General features: G+C 63.1%; 15 protein-coding genes. 8 read left to right on the top strand and 7 right to left on the bottom strand.

The features are described from left to right. The first annotated feature begins 17 nt into the window (after nucleotides 1–17). The 7 genes from S58_RS24490 (at nucleotide 18) to S58_RS37745 (ending at nucleotide 9900) form a co-directional block, all read left to right on the top strand. Entirely contained in the window at nucleotides 18–614 is a 597-nt protein-coding gene (locus S58_RS24490; RefSeq protein ID WP_015668070.1) for an RNA polymerase sigma factor, read from the top strand. Nucleotides 615–630: 16 nt separating this feature from the next. After that, nucleotides 631–2157, top strand: a complete 1527-nt coding sequence (locus S58_RS24495; RefSeq protein WP_015668071.1) for a cryptochrome/photolyase family protein — start codon at nucleotides 631–633, stop codon at nucleotides 2155–2157. A 100-nt stretch (nucleotides 2158–2257) separates the two neighbouring features. After that, on the top strand, nucleotides 2258–3541 hold the full coding sequence (gene nhaD / locus S58_RS24500; protein WP_015668072.1) for a sodium:proton antiporter NhaD: 1284 nt from the start codon (nucleotides 2258–2260) through the stop codon (nucleotides 3539–3541). Nucleotides 3542–3555: 14 nt separating this feature from the next. Further along, nucleotides 3556–5595 carry a PQQ-dependent sugar dehydrogenase gene (locus S58_RS24505; protein WP_015668073.1) on the top strand — a complete coding sequence of 680 codons (2040 nt, stop codon included), beginning with the start codon at nucleotides 3556–3558 and terminating at the stop codon, nucleotides 5593–5595. Nucleotides 5596–5776: 181 nt separating this feature from the next. After that, the gene (locus S58_RS24510) at nucleotides 5777–6670 is read left to right on the top strand and encodes an SMP-30/gluconolactonase/LRE family protein (RefSeq protein ID WP_015668074.1); all 894 of its coding nucleotides are present in this window, start codon (nucleotides 5777–5779) and stop codon (nucleotides 6668–6670) included. A gap of 144 nt (nucleotides 6671–6814) precedes the next feature. Further along, a complete protein-coding gene (locus tag S58_RS24515; protein ID WP_015668075.1) occupies nucleotides 6815–7651 on the top strand; it encodes a hypothetical protein in 837 nt (278 codons plus the stop codon). After that, nucleotides 7648–9900 carry a UvrD-helicase domain-containing protein gene (locus S58_RS37745; protein WP_015668076.1) on the top strand — a complete coding sequence of 751 codons (2253 nt, stop codon included), beginning with the start codon at nucleotides 7648–7650 and terminating at the stop codon, nucleotides 9898–9900. Before S58_RS24515 ends, S58_RS37745 begins: the two co-directional genes overlap by 4 nt. Before the next feature lie 18 nt (nucleotides 9901–9918). Here S58_RS37745 and S58_RS38200 read toward each other — a convergent pair whose 3' ends face one another. From S58_RS38200 to S58_RS24545, 5 genes are all read right to left on the bottom strand, one after another. After that, the gene (locus S58_RS38200) at nucleotides 9919–10314 is read right to left on the bottom strand and encodes a hypothetical protein (RefSeq protein WP_160167610.1); all 396 of its coding nucleotides are present in this window, start codon (nucleotides 10312–10314) and stop codon (nucleotides 9919–9921) included. A 341-nt stretch (nucleotides 10315–10655) separates the two neighbouring features. Next, on the bottom strand, nucleotides 10656–11036 hold the full coding sequence (locus tag S58_RS24530; protein ID WP_042340195.1) for a hypothetical protein: 381 nt from the start codon (nucleotides 11034–11036) through the stop codon (nucleotides 10656–10658). 102 nt (nucleotides 11037–11138) lie between these two features. Further along, nucleotides 11139–12017, bottom strand: a complete 879-nt coding sequence (locus tag S58_RS24535) for a transglutaminase family protein (RefSeq protein WP_042340196.1) — start codon at nucleotides 12015–12017, stop codon at nucleotides 11139–11141. Beyond that, on the bottom strand, nucleotides 12014–14548 hold the full coding sequence (locus S58_RS24540; RefSeq protein WP_015668079.1) for a circularly permuted type 2 ATP-grasp protein: 2535 nt from the start codon (nucleotides 14546–14548) through the stop codon (nucleotides 12014–12016). The genes S58_RS24535 and S58_RS24540 overlap by 4 nt, the downstream gene beginning before the upstream one ends. A 30-nt stretch (nucleotides 14549–14578) precedes the next feature. After that, nucleotides 14579–17893, bottom strand: a complete 3315-nt coding sequence (locus S58_RS24545) for a transglutaminase family protein (RefSeq protein WP_042340904.1) — start codon at nucleotides 17891–17893, stop codon at nucleotides 14579–14581. Between the two features lie 436 nt (nucleotides 17894–18329). On the opposite strand from S58_RS24545, the gene S58_RS24550 reads away from it, so the two are divergent. Continuing rightward, nucleotides 18330–18527, top strand: a complete 198-nt coding sequence (locus S58_RS24550; protein WP_008964013.1) for a hypothetical protein — start codon at nucleotides 18330–18332, stop codon at nucleotides 18525–18527. A 183-nt stretch (nucleotides 18528–18710) separates the two neighbouring features. On the opposite strand, the gene S58_RS24555 is transcribed toward S58_RS24550, so the two are convergent. Continuing rightward, complete coding sequence (locus S58_RS24555) at nucleotides 18711–20234, bottom strand: UxaA family hydrolase (RefSeq protein ID WP_015668081.1); 1524 nt, start codon at nucleotides 20232–20234, stop codon at nucleotides 18711–18713. A 113-nt stretch (nucleotides 20235–20347) separates the two neighbouring features. After that, nucleotides 20348–21127 (bottom strand): HpcH/HpaI aldolase family protein, encoded by a 780-nt coding sequence (locus S58_RS24560; RefSeq protein ID WP_015668082.1) that lies wholly within the window; start codon nucleotides 21125–21127, stop codon nucleotides 20348–20350. Nucleotides 21128–21211: the final 84 nt, after the last annotated feature.

A 21211-nucleotide genomic window follows, 5' to 3' on the forward strand; every position in this document is an offset into this window, starting at 1 on the left:
CGAACGGAGGAGCAATGATGCGGCCAGCAGGCGCGAAGCAGCAAGGTTACGTCGCGCATCTCGGCCATCTGCTGGGACGCGCCGGACGCGACGATGCACAAGCCTTCGCCGAGCTCCATGCGTTGACTGTCGTGAAGATGCGCAAGACCGTCCGCGCCCTGCTGTCCTCTCCGGCCGATCTCGATGACATCCTGCAGGACGGTTACCTGAAGATATGGCGGCATGCGGCGAGCTTCGATCCGTCGCGCGCCTCGCCCATCACCTGGATGTGCACCATCATGCGCAACACCGCGATCGACGCGCTGCGGACGACGCGCGTCCCGACCTCGGAGCTCGACGAGGCGCTGACCATTCCTGATCCCGCCGGCAGCGCCGCCGATGAGTTCGACTACACGTCGGCGGAACCGATCGCCCGTGAAGCGCTTGAGCGGCTCCCGGAGGAGCGTCGGCGACTGCTGGCACTCGCTTATCTCGAAGGCGAAAGCCGGACGCGGCTGTCGGAACGGTTTGGCGTGCCGGTCGGCACCATCAAGACCTGGCTGCATCGCAGCCTGGTCGCGGTGCGCAAGGACTGCCTCGGACGCGCCCACACCGTTACGGCCGCGGCGGCCTGATCTGCGGCATGATGTGATGACCAGGACACGTGCCGTGAGACATCTCGTCGTGGTGCTCGGCGATCAGCTCGACGCCGACTCCGCCGCGTTCGACGGCTTCGACCCGCAGCAGGATGCCGTGCTGCAGATGGAGGTCGCGGATGAGGCGACCTATGTGCCGCAGCACAAGATGCGCATCGCCTTCTTCTTCGCGGCGATGCGTCACTTTCATGCCGATCTCGAAGCGCGCGGCCGCATCGTCCATTACGTCCGGCTCGACGACCCCGCCAACACCGGCGCGCTCGACAGCGAGATCGCGCGCCATCAGGCTGCGCTACGGCCACAGGCGACGATCGTGCTGGAGCCCGGCGACTGGCGCGTGCGCGAGGCCTTGCGCAAACTGCCGCAACGGGCCGAATTCCGCGCCGACCGCCACTTCCTGTGCACGGCGGACGAGTTCGACGCGTTCACGGAGCGTCATCCCCGCCCGATCATGGAGACGTTCTATCGCGCGATGCGGCGCAAGACCGGGCTCCTGATCGACGACAGCGGCCGTCCGATCGGCGGCAGCTGGAATTACGATGCCGAGAACCGCAAGGGCTTTGGCAAGAGCCGGCCGCCGATCCCCGTCGCGCGGTCCTATCCGCCCGACGCGATCACGCGCGATGTCATCACGCTGGTCGCGTCGCGCTTCTCGAACAGCCCGGGCAAGCTCGACCGGTTCGACCTCCCGGTCTCACGTGTCGACGCGCTGACCGAATTGTCGAACTTCGTCGCCTGGCGACTGTCGCTGTTCGGCACGTATCAGGACGCGATGCTGACCGATGAACCCTTCCTCTATCATTCCCGGCTGTCGGGCGCGCTGAACCTGCACATGCTCGATCCGCGCGAGGTGGTGAAGGCCGCGCTTGCCAACCGCAACGCGCCCCTGAACGCGCTGGAAGGTTTCGTGCGCCAGATCATCGGCTGGCGCGAGTTCGTGCGCGGCGTCTACTGGCAGCGCATGCCACACTACGCCGAAGAGAACGCGCTCGACGCCAATCTGCCGATGCCGCGCTTCTACTGGACCGGCGAAACCGACATGCGCTGCCTGGCGCAGGCGATCGGCCATACCATCGACCACGCTTATGCGCATCACATCGAGCGGCTGATGGTGCTCGGCCTGTTCGCGATGCTGCTCGGAGTACGCCCCTACGACGTGCACCTCTGGCACATGTCGATGTTCCACGACGCCGTCGACTGGGTGTCGCTGCCCAACACCCTCGGCATGAGCCAGCATGGCGATGGCGGCGTGGTCGGCACCAAGCCCTATGCGGCGTCGGGCCACTACATCGACCGCATGAGCGATCATTGCCGCAATTGCCGCTACGATCCAAAGCAGGCGACCGGCGACAGAGCCTGCCCGTTCACGACGCTGTATTGGAGCTTCCTCGCCAAGCACCGCCGCCGCTTCGCCGGCAACGGCCGGATGCGCAACCAGTACGTCAACCTGGACCGCCGCAGCGCAGCGGAGATCCGCGCCATCCGCAGCCACGCCGACGCGATTACCGCCTCCCTCGTCTAATTCCCTGCGAGGCGGCACGGCTTGCTGGCGGGCGGCCGATCGGTCATATCTTGGGCAGTTCCTTCCCGCCAGCCGATCCCAGCCCCGGAATGCCCCGCCCATGACCGCCGCCATCGTCGCCGTCTTCACGCTCGCCTATGCCGTGGTGGCGCTGGAGCACCCGTTCCGGATCAACAAGGCGGCCACCGCCCTGGTCGGCGCCGGGCTGATGTGGACGATCTACGCCGTGATGGGGGCGACCGCATCGGAGGTTGCGTCAGAGCTCAACGACTCCGTGGCGTCAACTGCCCAGATCATCTTCTTCCTGATCGGCGCGATGACCATCGTCGAGGTCATCGACGCCCATAACGGCTTCGAGGTCGTGACCTCGCTGATCGGCACCCGCAATCAGGTCACGCTGGTCTGGCTGGTCGGCTTCGTCACCTTCTTCCTCAGCGCCATGCTCGACAACCTCACCACGGCGATCGTGATGGTGTCGCTGATGAAGAAGCTGTCCGGCCGCGACGAGGACCGGCTGGTGTTCGCGGCGATCATCGTCATCGCCGCCAATGCCGGCGGTGCCTGGTCGGCGATCGGCGACGTCACCACGACCATGCTGTGGATCGGCGGCCAGATCACGCCGCTCGCGATCATGAAGGCGGTCTTCATCCCGTCGTTGCTGAACCTGCTGGTGCCGCTTGCGGTCGTCGGCTTCACCTTGCGCGGCAAGCAGCTCGTGCCACCGGCAAGCGCCGGCCTCGCCTCGATCAGCCCGATCCTGCCATTCGAACGCAATTTGATGTTCTTCATGGGCCTGGGCATCCTGGTCGCGGTGCCGCTGTTCAAGGCGGTGACGCACCTGCCGCCGTTCATGGGCATCCTGTTCGGCCTCGGCCTGCTCTGGATGGTCGGCGAGATCATCCATCGCGCGAAGGCCTCGGAGCAGAAGCAGCGCCTGACGCTGGTGCATGCGCTGACCCGGATCGACATGCCCTCGATCGTGTTCTTCATCGGCATCCTCCTGGCGGTCGCCGCACTGGAGCACACCCACATCCTGCAGGCGCTGGCGCAATGGCTCGACCGATCAGTCGGCCGGCTCGACCTGATCGTGATCGTGCTCGGGCTCGCCAGCGCCGTGATCGACAACGTGCCGCTGGTCGCGGCATCCATGGGCATGTACAGCCTGAGCCAGTTTCCGCCGGACAGTTTTCTCTGGGAGTTCGTCGCCTATTGCGCCGGCACCGGCGGCTCGATCCTGATCATCGGCTCGGCGGCCGGCGTCGCCGCGATGGGGCTCGAGAACATCCACTTCTTCTGGTACGTGCGCCGCATCAGCGGCATCGCTCTGCTCGGCTATTTCGCGGGCGCCGCGGCCTACATCATCCAGTACAATTTGATTCACTGAGCGGACGACGTTTCATGAAATGGTCGTGGCAGATCCTTGCAGCCGTCGCGACCGCCCTGCTGATCAGCATCGCAGACGGCCGCGCCGGCGACGCGACGAGCCGCAGCGGCTACGCGCTCGGCGCCGCGACTTGCGGCGACGCTCCCCTCGCCTTCCCGCGCCTGCAGATCGACATGAAGGCCGGCTTCTGCGCCGGTCTCGTCGCCAGCCGCGACGACGGCCTGAGATTTCCGCGCGGCATCGTGCAGATCCCCGGCCATCAGCTGTTCGTGGTCGCGGACATGGGGGGCTGGGGCCATGACGACGGCCGGCTGCTGATCCTCGATCCCTCCGCGCCCGCAGGCCAGCGCATCCGCGAGACGATCACCCGGCTGTCCTATCCGTTCGGCCTTGCCGCCGGCCCCGACGGAAAAATCTACGCCTCGAGCGACACCGCGATCCTCCGCTTCGATCCGCTTGTCGCCGATCCGAAGGCGACGATCGAGACCATCATCCGCGACCTGCCTGGACGCCGCCTCACCCTGCCCGACGGCGTCAGCATCGCCGAAAGCGCACATCCGCTGAAGGCGTTCGTCTTCGACCGCACCGGGCGGCTGTTCGTCAATGTCGGCTCCCACAGCGACAACTGCCTGTCATCGGCGCCGGGCCGCTGCGCGGCCGGTGAAGGCGCGTCACCGCTGGCTGCGATCTGGCTGTTCACGCCGCCTGCGGGCGGCATCTTTCCGGCGCTGAGATCCGGCGATCCGAGCCCGCCGCACGACGTCTACGCGCGTGGCCTGCGCAATTCGATGGCGCTGGCGCTGCATCCGCGCTTTCCCGAGCCCGGCACCGCCTTCCTGCAGGGCGAGAACGCGCGCGACCTGCAGGATCTCTTCGCGCCCAACGAGGAGATCAACGCGATCGAGCAAGGCCGCCACTATGGCTGGCCGTATTGCTACGATCTCGGGACGCCGAGCCCCGAGTTCAGGCGCCTGCTGCAGTCCGGCAGCTTCAAGGATTTCTGCAGTTCAGCCGCGTACAGAAAGCCCTGGTCGCTGCTGCCGCCGCACGGCGCGCCGCTCGGCATGCTCTACTACACGGCCGATCGCTTCGACGAATTGAAGGGCAAGCTTTTGGTCGGCCTGCATGGCTACCGCCCGACCGGCAGCCGGCTGCTCGCCTATGAGGTGGACGAGCGCGGTTTCCCCAAAGTCAGCCCGGCGCCGGTGCGCTATCATGTCAGCTGCGCCGCCGAGCCGACGCGCGCCTTCCAAACCGCTGCAGGCGAGGTGCCGGCGGCCGCCTTCGACGAGATCATCTCCGGCTGGCATCGCGTCAATGGCATCCGCCCGCAGGGCGCGCCGGTCGGCATGACCACAGCCAGCGACGGCACAATCTGGCTCGTCGAAGACAAGAACCAGACCGTGATCCGCATCGATCGCACCGGCGAAGCCGCACCCGAGCCGCTGACCTGTGACATAAGGAGCGATCAGCTGATCGATCGGCTGACGGCCATGGTCATGGAGGACGCAGCGAGCCGCGCGCGGCTGACGACTCTGCGTAAAGGCGTGATCGAGACACATTGCAGCGGCTGCCACGCCGATTTCGGCCTCAAGGCCGGGCAGTCCGATGCCGACAAGGACCGGGCCGTGTTGCGCTTCATGCTGGCGCAGGACGGCTGGATCTATCCCGGCGACCCCACAGCCGGCCGGCTCCGGCAGCGATTGCGCGGGTTGGGGGCCGAGCGGCAGATGCCGCCGGGCGGCAACCTGATCAAGACGGAACCAGGTTACGCCAAGCTGCTTGATGTCGCCGACGCGCTCGTCGCCCGCATGATCCCGGGAGCCCGGATGCGGGTCAAACCGGGCGGTCCGCCGCATCGCAAGTTCTTCGCGGCAGACGGCCGCGAATGCGGCGACATTCCGTTCGGCAAGGTCGTCGTGGTGACAGAGAGGTCTGCCGTCAATAAGCCCGGCTTCAGCCGTTTCTTCCGGCCGGCCGACACGCATCTCAATGGCACCTGCACGGACGACGATGGCTATTACATCCAACAGCAATTCCTGGTGCCGCTCTGACGACAAGATCGTCTTTCGTAGGGTGGGCAAAGGCGCAAGACGAGGCTTCCTCCGCCCAAACGCGGTCTCGAGCGCGCCGTGCCCACCGTCACGGCCGCCGGTGCGCGTGGCCGGTGGGCACGCGCCGCCTGCGGCGATCGCTTTGCCCACGCTACGCATCTCGCACTTGGCGACATTCGTCATGCTCGCCTTCGCGACCGTCCCTGCCCTCGCCGCCTCGAAGCTGTTCGAGAGCGCGCAGCTCACGCCATCAGGTGAATACACCTTTGGCATCGAGGGACCCGCCGCCGACCGGGACGGCAACCTGTTCGTTGTGAATTTCGGCAAGCCGGGCACGATCGGCAAGCTGGCGCCGGAGGCGACCGTCTCCGAAAAATTCACCGAGCTGCCCGAAGGCAGCGTCGGCAATGCGATCCGCATCGACGCGGCCGGAATCATGTACGTCGCCGACTACAAGCGTCACAACATCTTCGCCATCGCGCCCGGCACGACCGAGCCCGGCCTCGTCTTTCATGCCGACGACATGAGCCAGCCCAACGACATCACGCTGGCGCGCGACGGCACGATCTATGCGAGCGACCCCAACTGGAAGGCGCGCAGCGGCCGTATCTGGCGCATCGCCAAGTCCGCCGACGGATCGCTGCAGGGCACGGCCATGACGCCGCCGCGCGCCATGGGCACCGCCAACGGCATCGACCTCAGCCCCGACGGCCGTACGCTCTATGTCGGCGAGTCCAACAGCGGCGAGATCTGGTCCTACGCCATCGAAGGCGACACGCTGACGCGGCCCAAGCTGATCAAGACCCTCGAGCCGAACACGATCGACGGCCTGCGCACCGACACCAGCGGCCGGCTGTTCGTCGCCCGCATCCTCAAAGGGACCATCGCCGTGCTGGCCCCTGACGGCCGCGCCGTCCGCGAGATAGCCCTCAAAGCCAAGGAACCGACCAACCTGGCCTTCGGTGGCAGCGACGGAAAGACCGTGTTCGTCACCCAGCGCCAAGGCGGCTTCATCGAGTCGTTTCGCACCGATGTGGAAGGGCGAGAACATTGTTTGCAGATGCGAAGGTGCTAATCACCGGCTTAGGAAAATAATCACCAAGCCGCACCCCCTTACCCTCACAACCGGCGCGGCGGCTGGACCGCGTAATTAGACTTGTCGACATCTCCGAAAGGTTGCAACATTAAATAATTCCCGCGTCGGACCGAGAACAGATCCATGGTTCCTACACTGCAACTAATCGAAACTGAAGTGACTCAATCCACCGCACCTTTCTTGCAAGGTGACATTATCCGACTATTGCCCGAGAGTGAGCGGCCCGATCCAGCTCTAGGTGTTATCATCAATGCGGATTGCGACCTAGTCAACTGTAAGATCGACGGCTTTGTGTCATACTTCCCAGTCTATTCATTCTCGCGCTATTTCGAAAAGTTTTGGATACCCACCTACATCGAGGCAAGGCGCCTAGAACTGCTAAATCAAGTGACTCAGATATGCGCTCTTCAGACAGACAATTACGACGCGCTTACAAACTGGCTTCGCGACGACGCCGCAAACATTGTTATTGAGAACCTTTCCAAGACATACTCGGTCAGACCAAATACAATTGCTCCGAAAATTGCAGAACTCTCGCTCATTGAGCGATCAAACACTTTCGACGCGCGACTACTTGAGCGCATCTTCGAAGAACAACACCTCGAGAAAAAGGATGCCTTTGCGAAGCTAGCTCGCCGAGCTCTGAAGAACCTCGGTGACGGCAATTTCTTTATTAACGAGATAGCTGGATTAGACCAAATCGGCTTCGTAATCCGAATGCGACGGATATACGGAATCGACGCAGAGCACGTCCATCCCTCTCCTCCCTCGATCACGTCGCCAGGAAAGCACACCAGCCTGCACGCCGTACGAATCGCGAAGCTTTCAAACCTTTATCGTTTTAAGATGGCCCAACTTTTCTCATATCAATTCTCTCGCATTGGACTTCCGGATGAGATCACCAGATTGAACGAAATTGCTGCGGAGGCCGCCGCACTAGAAATAGGAACCAACTCATGATTAAAGGTCTCGTCTTCGACCCAAGCTCATTCTTCTCTGTTCTTCAGTGCGAGATCGACGATGATTGGTTCGAACACTACGAAATTCCTACCGCGCTTCATTCTGTGAAGAGAATACCGTGCGGCGACCTCGTTTTTTTCCTGGACATCGCCCTGAACGATGAAACGAAGCCGATCATAGTCATCGACCTTACCGAACCATACCCCATTTTCCGAAAAGATCGCGTGGATCGCTACGTCCTAGACCGCCTATCAACCGTTGGCCGCGCCATATTAACCAACAGCGTTTCAATCCCTTTCAATTGGCACTCTCACGGACAGGGATCACTGCAGTCCGTCTACGCCGCAAACAAAAACATCGGCGGCGGCTCCCGAATTCACTTCGACTCAAATCCAGCAGGCAACAAAGATCTCTTGTTTTTCTCCCGCGTGGACGCGCCAATTGAATTCAGCAAGCTCCACACTGCCGACGACGTTTATCTGAGCGCCAGATCCCTTCTTAACGAGGCGATCAAATCCCCCCCTCCCAGACGCATTAACCCGGCGAACGTAACAGGCATCAACCTGAGTCGGCGACTTCCCGAGTCTTTTTCTCGCGGAGCCACACTAGATCAATGGTACGAGACAAAGCTTACTGAAGAACAAAGAGAATTTGTCGACAAGTCATACGACGGTCCAGTGCGCCTAAGGGGGGCAGCCGGTACAGGAAAAACACTGTCATTAGCCGTCAAATTTGTAAGAGACGCCCTCGCGTTTCATAGGAACTCTACAAGCAGACGACTATGCTTTTTGACACACAGTTCAGGCACCGTCGATCAGGTCACTGGAATATGCTTAGAGCTCGATTCAAGAGGGATACTGACCGGCCAAAGCAAGCACGTGATTACCCACATTAGAACGCTTTACGACCTAGCCTATGATTACCTCAAGTTTGATCTAGATGACTTAACCCCCCTATCACTGGACGGCCGAGACGGCCGAAAAATGCAAGCAGAACTAATTTCTGGCATTCTTATCGAAATGCGATCCGATGTCACTCTCGCGCGATTTAGAGATATATCGGACAACCTCCAAGCGTCGTGGGCAGCACAAAAATCTAGCGACGCCCACCAACGCCTAGTCCTTGAATTAATGAATGAGTTTGCCAGCATCTTGGATGCAGACGGGATTTGGGCTGGCACAGAAAAAGGCGAAAAGTACGCAAAGGGCCAAATCGGATATCGAGCAGTCTGGCTGATGAGCTTGCCAACCGAGCGCGATCGCCGGTTTGTACTCGAAATTCACAGACGGTATCGATCGCTGTTGACCGAAATGAACACTCTTAGTGTCGACCAAATGGTCGCTGACTTCAACTCGTTTCTAGACAGCAATACGTGGGACAGATTGAAGAGCACAAAAGGGTTCGATGCGATTTTTGTCGACGAACTCCATTTGTTTACGTCAATTGAGCGGCAGGTACTTCACAAGCTTATCCGAAACACGATCGGAGGTGACGGCATAACAACAAGGCCGCCGATCTTTATGGCTTACGATGTCAAACAAAGCCCCCGAGACACATTTACATATGTGGGCGAAGGTGACGGCACACTTTTCTCAGCCTCAACTCAACTTCAAAAATCTGAGCTCGTAAAACTTTCAAAGGTTTTCAGGTACACCCCGCAAATCGCGGAGTTTTTGTATGATCTCGACGCCACCTTTCCGGCAATCGATCTTGCCGGCGAGTGGGAGAAATTCGCAATCACGGCAGAGGTCGCTGACGGCGACATTCCTTCATTGTCCATATTCAAGGATGAAGCGGAATTGCTACGCCGCGTATTCGATACAGCACACGATCAGGCACGTAGGCTAGGCGGAAAGCGGGTTGCGATTCTATGCGTAAACGACCAATTGTTCGACCACTACGATAATATTTCAAGAAAACGATATGAGGGACGAATAATCCATGTAAATTCTCGTGAACCAAATTTGGATCTTCGACATGCTGGAAAGAAGGTAATATTCAGCATGCCTGAATATGTTGCAGGACTTCAATTCGAGGTGGTTCACTTGCTTCATGTTGACGCTCAAGACTACCCTAAAGAATTGAGTATCGGCGAGCAGCGCCGAGTAATCTCTTCCATCTACCTGGGATCCAGCAGGGCCGAGCGAGGCCTACATTTGCACTGTTGCGAGTCTCGCGGGGGTCACGCTTCATTGCTAAACCTTGGCATCAAGCGCGGATCGCTCACTGTAGAACGATTGATCGACTGAGCCGGACCATCCGAATCTTTAGAAACCGAAGATGCCCGTCGTGCCAGTTTGTCGCAAGGAAAACACTTGCGCCGTCGGGCAAATCAGACCGATGTTTCCGACCATCCCGGGCTCGTGAGAGGGGCGGATCGCGATCGTCACGAACGTGGAGCCTGGGGAGCGGTGGGCGTGTGGTGCTGCAGCGTGATCAGTCGCGCCGACGAACAGCATGATGCGCACGGCGAAGTCGTGATGTCCTGACACCCCGATGCTGGTGTCAACCTGGCGCAATGCGATCGCGCTGGGGATGGTGGCCAGAAAGCCCGGCGCACCAGGGAGACCACGTATAAGCCGTAAAGCCATCGCGCAGGGAATGCCGGTTGACCGGCTTTGCCTGTGGTTCCTGCCGCCTGCATTTTTTCGCAGGCGGGCCATGGGTGAGGCCCTCACCCGGCATTCCCTGCGCCCTCTCGCTAATCGGAGGGTCGAGACAACCAGCATGGCTCGGACATATCGTGTCGCGAGGACGCAGTCACATACCCAACCGTCATGCCCGCGCAGGCGGGCATCCAGTACACCGCGGCTCCTCGATTCCATCTTTGCTGCCAATAGCTACCGGACCACCTTCGCGGACGATGCCAGCGGATGCGCAACGGATGAAATGTGTCGAACATCAACTCATACCGCCCGTCATCGCGGGCGCAGCGAAGCGATCCAGAGCCCCGCGTGAGGCTCTGGATTGCTTCGTCGCTATCGCTCCTCGCAATGACGTCGAACTACCGCCCGTACACCACCGGCGCGCCGCGAACGATTAAAGGCGGCGGCAGGTCGCGCTGCCAGACGCGGCCGTCGTCGAACTGGATGCGCATGCCGTCGGGCGAATAGACCGCGCTTTCGTCACGCGCATCGATCCACAGCCGGCTGTTGGGAGCATTCCAGTCCGGCCAAGCCTGCAGGGACTCGCCGGTCTCGGTGGTGAGATTCACGGCATCGCCGTTCTGGGTCACGAAGGCCGGCGCGCCGATCATGCCGTCGCGGCACATCTGAATGCAGCGGTAGGTGCCGGTGAGGTTGGCGCTCGGCTGAGCCGAAGCGGTGCCGGCGACGCAGGCGCCGAGCAGGCCAAGGACGATTGCAACATTTTTCATCTCGATCACTCCATCGCTCGAAAGGGTCAGCCAGCCCCCGTTCGGGCCCCTCCGGCGGATCAAGTGCGATGCGAGAAAAATGTTCCGGCGGCCCCCAAATGGGAACCTGCGCTACTCGACCATGACGACGTCGACGGCGACGCCGAGCTTCTGCTTGCGCGAGCCGACGATGATGCCATCGACCGGCGAAACATCCGAGAAGTCACGGCCCTGGCCCAGGATGATGTGATCATTGCCGACCACGAGATCATTGGTCGGATCAAATCCGATCCATCCCAGCGTCTCGCCGCACCACAGCGACACCCAGGCATGGGTGGCGTCTGCGCCCTGCAGCCGCTTCTCGCCTTCGGGCGGAATCGTGCGCAGATAGCCACTGACATAGGCCGCCGGCAAACCGAGCCCGCGCAGCCCTGCGATCATCACGTGAGCGAAATCCTGGCAGACCCCGTGGCGATTGTCGAACACCTCGCGGAGCGGCGTCGAGATCACGGTGGCTTTGGGATCGTACTTGAACTCCTGGCGGATGCGCCGCATCAGATCGGCGGCGCCGGCCACGATGCCGGTGCCGGCCGGAAAGCTCGCGGATGCATAGTCCGTCACCGGCTCGAGCACCGGCACCAGCGCGCTGGCGAAGACGTAGCCGATCGGCGACGACGGACCCAGGCTGGTGGCCTCGAAGGCGTCGTCGCGCACATGCTCCCAGGCCCGGCTCGGCGCGTCGCGCGCCGGGGGCCTGCGCGACAGCTTCACGCGCGAGCGCGAATCGATGCGCAGATGGCGGTGCTGGGTGTCGATGATGACGCTCTCGGTCAGCGTGCCGAAGAAATCGCGCCGCGACGTCCGCTCCGATGGGCGCGGCCGGATGTCGACGCTATGCGAGATCAGCTCCTGGCCGTCGCCGCTTGCCGGCTCCAGCCGCAACGAGCAGCGGGCGAAGCTGACGGCGCTTTCATATTCGTAGGTCGTGACATGCCGGATGTCGTAGATCACGCGAGACCCGTCAGCTTCTCCGGCCGCGACGCGTTCGGGCCGTGCGGGAAATAATGCTGTCCGATCGCCTCCGACAGGCTGAGCAGGTCCTGCTCCAGCGCAAACAGTGTACGGCCGTCGAGATGAGCTGCTTCCGCCGCCGTCAGCCGCGCCCGCAGCGACACTGCAAGGCGCTGCGGACGCTCGATCAGGCCATTTTCCTTCAGCACCGGCAGGCCCGCGATGTGATCGTTCAGCACCTCGATCTGGAACGCGACCGAGCGCGGATTGTAGAGATCGAGCACGACGAGATCGCGGATCGGCGCCAGCGAAGGGCCGATCAAATAGCGCGAGCGATAGGTGATCTGGCAATCGACCAGGGTGAGCAGGATGTCGAGGTCCTCGGGTGTCGCCTCGTCATAGCCGAACTGGCGCGCGAAGCGCGCGGTGTTGATGGCGCGCTCGGCGCGGCGTCCCATGTCGAGGAAGCGCCAGCCGGCAGCACGATTCATGTTCTCCTGGGCGAGGCCGGCGAAGCTCGCGAGCTTTTCCAGCAGCAGCTCGGCCGTGCTGAGGATGGCGTCGTCGTCATCGACATCCTCGGCGAGCCGGTTGGACATCTCGGTGATGACCTGCCACGCGTCCGGCGACAGCCGCTCGCGCAGCGAGACCGCGGTGCGCTGCGCCGATTTCAGCAACGACAGCGCCGAGCCGAACCGATCCTCGGCCTGCAGCGCCTCGTCGGCCACGCGCGGTCCCTGGGTGCGCGAGGTCTGCGCGATGGCGCCCCACGCCAGCAGCAGCCGCTGGATGCGCTCGGCGGCGTTGAGCTGCGCCGGCGCGCCCTTGCCGGGATCGCGATGCTGGGCGGCGAGCGCGCGGATCAGCCGCAACGTCGCCTCGGCCCGCTCCAGATAACGTCCGAGCCAGAACAGATTGTCGGCGGCGCGGCTCGGCAACACGCCGGCGATGCGGCGGATGCGGACGTTGTCGGAGCCCGGCAGCAGGCTGTGCGCGGCCACCGCCTTGTCGGCGACGACCCAGACGTCGGCGGCGCGCGCGCCATCGCCCATCGACACTGCGCGCGCATCGAGCGCGTCGGCGATCCGGCAGAAGCCGCCGGGCATCACCGTCCAGCCATCGGCGGTCGCAGCCGCGAACACGCGCAAAACGAACGGTCGCGGCGCGATCCGGCCGCCTTCCCACACCGGAGTGGTCGACAGCCGCACGACCTCCTGGCCGACATAGTCGATGCCGCGCTGGGCGATCGCGGCGCGCAGCCGCTCGCGCTCGGCGACCGAGAGCTCGCTGACCAGCACCGGACCGCTGTTTGCAAAGCCCGGCACCGCGCGGCCATAGGCGCCTTCGATCGCGAACTCGTCGAGCCGCGACAGCACCTCGTCGCGCGCCGACTTCTGGCCGCACCACCAGGTCGCGATATGCGGAATCTTGAGATCCTCGCCGAGCACGCGGCGGCACAGGCTCGGCACGAAGCCGAGCAGCGCGCGCGCCTCAAGCACGCCGGAGCCCGGCATGTTGGCGAGCACGACGCCGCCCTTGCGCACGACGTCCATCAGTCCGGCAACGCCGAGCCGCGAGGCCGCGTCGAGCTCGAGCGGATCGAGCGAGTTGGAATCGAGCCGCCGCAGCAATACGTCGAGACGCTTGAGGCCGGCCACGGTGCGGATATGCACGCGGTCGCCGCTGACGGCGAGATCGTCGCCTTCGACGAGCAGGAAGCCGAGATAACGCGCGAGCGTCGCGTGCTCGAAATAGGTCTCGCTGAAGGTGCCCGGCGTCAACACGCCGATGCGCGGCTCGTCCCGATCGGCGCTGGCACGCAGCGCGTCGCGGAACGCCTCGAAGAACGGCGCCAGACGCTCGACGTTCATCGATTTGTAGATCGAGGAGAACGCGCGCGACAGTACCAGCCGATTTTCCAGCGCATAGCCCATGCCGGACGGCGCCTGGGTCCGGTCGCTCAGCACCCACCAGCGCCCGTCGGGACCGCGGCCGATGTCGGCGGCATAGATGCTGAGGAAACGTCCGCCCGGCGGTTTGATGCCGCAGACCGGACGCAGATATTCGCTGGAGCCGGCGACGGCAGCCGCAGGCAGCGCGCCGCTCGCGAGCAGCCGTCCCTCGCCATAGATGTCCTGCAGCACGCGTTCGAGCAGCTCGGCGCGCTGAATGATGCCCTGAGACAGTTGCGTCCACTCGGCCTCGTCGATCAGCAGCGGCAGGTGGCTCAGCGGCCACGATCGCTCGGCATTGTCACCCGGCGACCGATAGGTGACGCCCGCCTCGCGCAAGTGACGATCGGCCGAGGCGAACCGGCGTTCGATATCGGTGGGCGCGAGTGCTGCGAAGGTATCGGCGAAGCGGGTCCAGACCGGCCGCGGCTGGCCATCGGCACCGATGAACTCATCGGGAATCCCGGGCAGCCTGGTGTAGTCGCGGGCCCATTGCGCGGCGCGACGCAGGACCGGACGTGCCGCCGGCCGACCGGCGGCGGGGCTCGCTCCCTGGTCCTGGCCGCTCGAGCCGTCCATACCCTGGTCCTCCGCACCAACTCCGTTCCATCAATGCAGGAGCGGCCTGCGCAAGTCGAGGGTCATCGGGAATTCATTTGTGCGTTCCTCGGGCGGCAACGCGATTCGTCCCGGAGTGTGGCCGTGATCCTGGAAGCGGGCGAGCCGCCGCGCCTCCGCCTCGTAGGAGTTGATCGGCTTGGTGTCGTAGCTGCGGCCGCCGGGATGGGCCACGTGATAGACGCAGCCGCCGAGCGAGCGGCCATTCCAGGTGTCGATCAGGTCGAAGGTCAGCGGCGAATGCACGGGAATCGACGGGTGCAGGCCGGAGGCCGGCTGCCACGCCTTGAAGCGCACCGCGGCCACGGCTTCGGCCGAACGACCGGTGAGGGTCATCGGCATTCTCCTACCATTGCAGGTGACGAGATGCCGGCCCTCGACGAAACCTTCAGCCTTGACTTGAAGTCGCTCGACCGAGGAATCGACATAGCGAACGGTGCCGCCCGCCGCCCCCTCCTCGCCGAGCACGTGCCAGGGCTCCAGCGCCTGCCGCAGCTCGAGCGTCACGCCGCCGTGCTGGACGCGACCGAAGGTCGGAAAACGGAACTCGAGCTGTGCCTGGTACCACTCCGGCGAGAAGTCGTACCCGGACGACCTCAGCTCATCCAGCACATCAAGAAAGTCGTCCCAGATGATGTGAGGCAGCATGAAGCGGTCATGCAGCGCGGTGCCCCAGCGCACGAACCTGCCCTCCTGCGGTTCGCGCCACAATTTCGCGATCAGTGCGCGGATCAGGAGCTGCTGCGCCAGCGACATGCGCGGATCCGGCGGCATTTCCAACGCGCGAAACTCCACGAGGCCGAGGCGACCCGTCGGTCCCTCCGGCGAGTAGAGCTTGTCGATGCAGATCTCCGAGCGGTGGGTATTGCCGGTGATGTCGACAAGCAGATGCCTGAACAGCCGGTCGACCAGCCACAGCGGCACGCTCTGCCCGACTTGCGGCACGTTGGCGAGCGCGATCTCCAGCTCATAAAGGCTGTCGTGCCGCGCCTCATCGATGCGCGGAGCCTGGCTGGTCGGCCCGATGAACATGCCGGAGAACAAATAAGACAGCGATGGATGCCGCTGCCAGTACAGGACGAGGCTCTTCAGCAGATCTGGGCGGCGCAGGAACGGCGAATCCGGCGGCGAGCTGCCGCCGACCACGACATGGTTGCCTCCACCGGTGCCGGTATGACGGCCGTCGATCAGGAAGCGATTGGCGCCGAGCCGCACCTTGGCGGCGTCCTCATAGAGGCCGAAGGTGATGTCCACCGACTGGCGCCAGCTCGAGGCGGGCTGAATGTTGACCTCGATGACGCCGGGATCGGGCGTCACCTTGATCACCTCGATGCGCGGATCGAATGGCGGCGCATAACCTTCCACGTGAACCTTGACCCGCATCGCCTCGGCGGTCGCTTCGACCGTCGCGACCAGTTCGAGGTAGTCCTCGATTTTTTCGACCGGCGGCATGAACACGCAGAGAATGCCGTCGCGGATCTCGACCGAGATCGCGGTACGCACGCCCAACACGCTCGAATACTGATACTGGACGTCCTGCTGCGGTTGCGGCGCGCGATCGAGCTTCTGCAGCGGCGGCACCTGCGGCACGATCACCGGACGCCCCTGCGCGAACACCGGCAGCGGGCCGCGCGCCTCCATCGGGTCCTGCTCGTGGATATACGGGAAGTCCTCCGGCGGAATGTAGACCAGCGAGCCGATCGGCAGTCGCAGGCCGAGCGGGGAGTCGCCCGGGATCAGGAACAGCCGCTTGCGCCTGAGACCCCAGCGCTCGCTGCGCCAGCGTTTGGATTGCGCATTCCAGCGCTGAACCGGCAGCACGAAGCCGCGCGGAATATGCAGCCCCTCGTCGAACACGCGCGCCATGCGCGCGCGCTCTTCCGGGTCGGCAAGCTTGGAGTCCAGCGCATCGACGTTCTCAGGCAGGGCAGCTTCCTTCTGCAGCCAATGCGCCGGATCCTCGAACGCCGGCATGACGTAGTCCGGCTCGAGCCCGAGCGTCTCCGCCGTCGTGTCGAGGAAGCGCTGCGCGTCCGCGATCGTGGCCGCGCGTGGTCCGTCGATGCTCGCGATCAGGTCCGGATTGCGCCAGATCGGCTCGCCGTCCTTGCGCCAGTAGAGCCCGAACGCCCAGCGCGGCAGGCTTTCGCCAGGATACCATTTGCCCTGGCCATAGTGCAGCAGACCACCCGGCGCAAAGCGCGATCGCAGACGCCTGATCAGGCTGTCCGCCAATCCACGCTTGGCCGGACCGACCGCGGCCGTGTTCCACTCCGCCGATTCCATGTCGTCGATCGACACGAAGGTCGGCTCACCGCCCATCGTCAGGCGGACATCGTGGGCCGCGAGATCGGCATCGACGGCCTCGCCGAGCTGATCGAGCTTCGCCCACGCATCATCCGAGAATGGACGTGTGATCCGCGGCGCTTCGCGGATCCGCTTCACGCTCATGTCGAAGCCGAATTCGACCTCGGCAAAGCTGGCTCCGCCGGTGATGGGCGCGGCCGATCGGTAGTGCGGCGTCGCTGCAACCGGAATGTGGCCCTCGCCGGCGAGCATGCCGGAGGTCACGTCGAAGCCGATCCACCCAGCACCGGGCAGATAGACCTCAGCCCAGGCGTGCAGATCGGTGAAATCGTTCTCGACCTCTACCGGGCCTTCGACCGGATCGATGTCGGGACGCAGCTGGATCAAATAGCCGGATACGAAGCGGGCGGCGAGCCCGAGATGCCGCAACGTCTGAATCAGCAGCCACGCGGAATCGCGACAGGAGCCCGCAGCCGACGACAGCGTCTCCTCCGGCGTCTGAACGCCGGCCTCCATCCGAATGATATAACGAATCTTTTTCTGCAACTGTGCATTGAGTTCGACGAGATAGTTGACGGTGTTGTCGGCCTCGCGGGGAATCGACTTCAAGTATTCCGCGAACAGCGGCCCCGGCTCGATCGTTTCGAGATAGGGCGCCAGCTCCGCCTTCAGCCCATCCGGATATGCGAACGGGAAACTGTCCGCGTAGGGCTCGACGAAGAAATCGAACGGGTTGATCACGGTCATCTGTGCCGTGAAATCGACCTCGATTTTCAGTTCGTTCACCTTCTCCGGAAAAACGTAGCGCGCCAGCCAGTTTCCCTGCGGATCCTGCTGCCAGTTCACGAAATGGTTCGGCGGCGTGATCTTGAGCGAATAGCTCAGCACGGGCGTCCTGGTATGGGGTGCAGGACGGAGACGGATGGTCTGGGGACCCAGATCGACCGGACGATCATACTTATAATGGGTGACGTGATGTAATGCGACGTAGATTGACACGTGGGTTCGGCGCTCCAGCAACTTTTTTGAGCAGAACATTGCTATGCTCAGGGATCAAGCACTAACAAAGGGCAGAGCTGCCTATTGAACTATCCTACGCCCCCTACGCGGCATTCAGGATGGCTTCGAACCCTCATCCGGCCCGGATCGGACGTCTCAGTTGCACGCACCGGCCGCTTTTTCGCCGGCAACGAGTGCCGATAACGGCCGGCGATGAGGAACGGGAGAAGAACAAACAAGCCGAATGAGCGTGTTCCCTGTGAGTTGTCCACAGCCAAGTCTGATTTTACTCACGGAAGATTGACCAATTCGCCATAGTTCGGGTTAACCCCTCGTGATGAACTAACAAGAACTAATAGCGTTGCACCCGCCGCAATCGCTTGATAGCTCGACTACACGTGCTATTTAGGACCCCCATTGTCAAAAGGAGAATCAAGTGGCGAAGACAGCTAAGAAGGCAGCTACCAAGAAGTTGGCGCGGAAACCCTACACGCCCGCCGACATCAAGCTGCTGAAGCAGCACTCCAAGTCGAAGACCCCGGTGGCCAAGATCGCCAAGGCGATGAAGCGGACCGAAGGCTCGCTCCGTCAGAAGGCTCTGGCGCTCGGGATCGGCCTGGGCCACCAGCGGTAAATTGTTCGGCGCCGCTGTCGCGCGAGCGTCAGCACGGCCAGCCTGCGGCGGCGCTTCTCACCCGACATCTGATCTCAGTTGCGATCAAATCTCAGCTAAGTGGCGATCTCAGCTGCGATCAGATGCCGGCACAGAAATGGCCGGCAACAGAATCTCGACAGCTGAATAGCTGAGTTGGCCCGGCTACATCGTCGCCCCGAGCACCCACGGCGCGAACTCGGCCCCGCCGAAATCGAAGCTCTCGCTCTTGGTCGGCTGCCCCGAGGCGGTCTTCAGCATCAGCTCGAAGATGCGCTGTCCGCACTCCTGCACCGTCTCCTCGCCCTCGAGGATGGTGCCGCAGTTGACGTCCATGTCGTCTTCCATCCGCTTGTACATCGGCGTATTGGTCGCGAGCTTGATGGATGGCGCCGGCTTGCAGCCGAACACGCTGCCACGTCCGGTGGTGAAGCAGACGAGATTGGCGCCTCCAGCCACCTGCCCCGTCGCTGCGACCGGGTCGTAGCCGGGCGTGTCCATGAACACGAAGCCCTTCTTGGTGACGGCCTCGGCATAATGCAGCACGTCCACCAGATTGGTGCTGCCGGCCTTCGCCATCGCGCCGAGCGACTTCTCGAGGATGGTGGTGAGGCCGCCAGCCTTGTTGCCCGGGCTGGGATTGGCGTTCATCTCCGCGCCTTCGCGCGCCGTATACTCCTCCCACCAGCGCATCAATGAGACCAGTTTCTCGCCGACCTCGCGACTGACAGCACGTCGGGTCAACAGATGTTCGGCGCCATAGGTCTCGGGTGTTTCCGACAGGATGACCGTGCCACCATGCCGCACCAGCAGATCACTGGCGGCACCGAGCGCGGGATTGGCCGAGATGCCGGAATAGCCGTCCGAGCCGCCACATTGCAGAGCGACCGTCAGCTCGCTCGCCGGAACCGTCTCGCGCCTCACCTTGTTGGCGTCGGTCAGCGCTTCCTTCACGAAGGCGATGCCGGCCTCGACGGTCTTGCGGGTGCCGCCGACTTCCTGAATGTCCATCGCGCGCAGGCGGCCGGCGAGCTTCTGCTCCTCCATCAAGCCACCGATCTGGTTGGCCTCGCAGCCCAGGCCAAGTACGATCACCGCAGAAAAATTCGCGTGCCGCGCGTAGCCGCCGAGCGTTCGGCGCAACAGCTTCAGCGGCTCGTCGAGCGTCATGCCGCAGCCGGTCTTGTGCGTCAGGGCCACGACACCATCGACATGGGGATAGTCGGCGAGCGGATCGTCGCCGGTAAACGGATTTCTCTTGAAGACGTCGGCGACCAGGCTCGCGACATGCGCGCTGCAATTCACCGAAGTCAGAAGCCCGATGTAGTTGCGGGTCGCCACCCGACCATCGGGGCGGCGGATGCCTTCGAAGGTCGCCGGAAGATCGAAGTTCGGCGTCGGCTTGACGTCGACGCCATAGGCGTAGTCCTTGGCAAAGTCGCCCATGCCGCAGTTCTGTGTATGAACGTGCTGACCAGGCGCGATCGGCGCGGTGGCGAAGCCGATGATCTGGCCGTAGCGCCGGATCGGCTCGCCCAAAGCGATCGGACGCACTGCGACCTTATGCCCCGCCGGGATCCGATCCATCGTCGTGACGCCTTCGGCGACCGCCAATCCCGGAGGCAGGCTCGCACGAGCGATCAGAACGCTGTCCTCGGGATGAAGGCGGATGACGGGGGTCGGAGCCATGGCACGATCTCTCTATTAATACGCGAACGAAGCGAGGCGAGCGAACGGCGGTTGGGAGAAGCGAGTGGAAAGACCCTGCTCGCTACTCCCTCCTCGCCATTCGCCTCTATCTCTTACGCCTTGCCGCCGGACTCTTTCCGGGTCTGCGCCACCTGCTGGCGGGCGTAGACCTGCATCAGCCCGACCTCGTTCGACAGGGTCACCAGCTTGAAGCCCATGTTGATGGCACGGACGGCGCCTTCGGCGCCGCTGCAATGGATGCCGGGATTGAGGCCGCGCTTGCCGCATTCCTTCACGATCTTCTCATAGATCTTGAGGATCTCCGGCTCGTCGCGATCGAGCTTCGGCACCAGGCCATAGGAGAAACCGAGATCGGACGGACCGATATAGACGCCATCGATGCCTTCGACGTCGAGAATGGCTTCCATGTTCTCGACCGCGGTCTTGGTCTCCATCATCGGCAGCAGCACGATCTCGTCATTGGCCGTCTTCTGATACTCGCCGGCGCTCCCATACATGCCCGAGCGGATCGGGCCGTTCGAGCGGACGCCCTTCGGCGGATATTTGGCGTAGGAAACGAGGTTGCGGGCCTCCTGCGGTGTGTTCACCATCGGGCAGATCACGCCATAGGCGCCGCCATCGAGCACCTTGCCGATGACACCAGGCTCGTTCCACGGCACGCGCACCATCGGGGTCACCGGATGGCCGTGCATGGCCTGGAAACACTGCACCATCGAGAGATAGTCCTGCACCCCGTGCTGCATGTCCACGGTGACGCTGTCGAAGCCACACTGAGCCACGACCTCCGCGGAAAAGCCCGAGGGGATCGCGAGCCAGGCATTCACCACCGTCTTGCCTTCGGCCCAGAGCTGCTTGACCTTGTTGTTCGCCACGACTTCGTTTCCTTCCCTTGTTGTTGTTCAATCGAACCGTCTAGTTGACCTTATCGTTCTCGCCAATGGCGCCGCGAGGCGTGA

The organism is Bradyrhizobium oligotrophicum S58, from assembly GCF_000344805.1.
GTDB lineage: Bacteria > Pseudomonadota > Alphaproteobacteria > Rhizobiales > Xanthobacteraceae > Bradyrhizobium > Bradyrhizobium oligotrophicum.